Below are 490 nucleotides of genomic sequence, written 5' to 3'. Positions count from 1 at the left end.
GTGTTGTCCAAATCCGTCGGCCGGTAAGCCACATATCCCTGCACCGTCTCGCTGAAATGGGTGAGACAGACATAAAACAGGTTTTTCGGCCTTTTGGGCCCCCGGTCGAAGCCGCGGAAATCCTCGTTGGTAAAGGCGAGGGAGATCTGGATCGCCCGGTCGGGGCGGAAATTGTAAAAGATGACGGCGTCGTCGTCCTCGATCAGCCCCACCGGTTGCTCCTTCTCATCCACCAACACCGTCGGCATGACAAATTCGTCGTAGACGCTCTTTTCATAGGATTTCTTAACCGCCTGCACGGGATCCCGGTATCGGGGCCCCTCCCCGTAGACCATCGCCCGGTAGGACTTTTCCGTCCGCTCCCAACGGCGATCCCGATCCATGGCGTAGTACCGCCCCTGAACCGTGGCGAGCCGCCCGGTCCCCAGTTCCTCCATCTTGTCCAGCAGCTGCCGGATATAATGGATGCCGCTGTCGGGAGCCACATCCC

At 59.6% G+C, this 490-nt stretch carries 1 pseudogene; it reads right to left on the bottom strand.

The features are described 5' to 3' along the window. Nucleotides 1-490, bottom strand: a pseudogene (locus RZO55_RS17940) (2,3-bisphosphoglycerate-independent phosphoglycerate mutase); the annotation flags it as partial.

Origin of the sequence: Clostridium boliviensis, assembly GCF_033342255.1 — a bacterium.
GTDB classification, from domain to species: Bacteria; Bacillota; Clostridia; order Lachnospirales; family Lachnospiraceae; genus Lacrimispora; species Lacrimispora boliviensis.
This window is presented reverse-complemented; position numbering and strand designations above follow the sequence as displayed.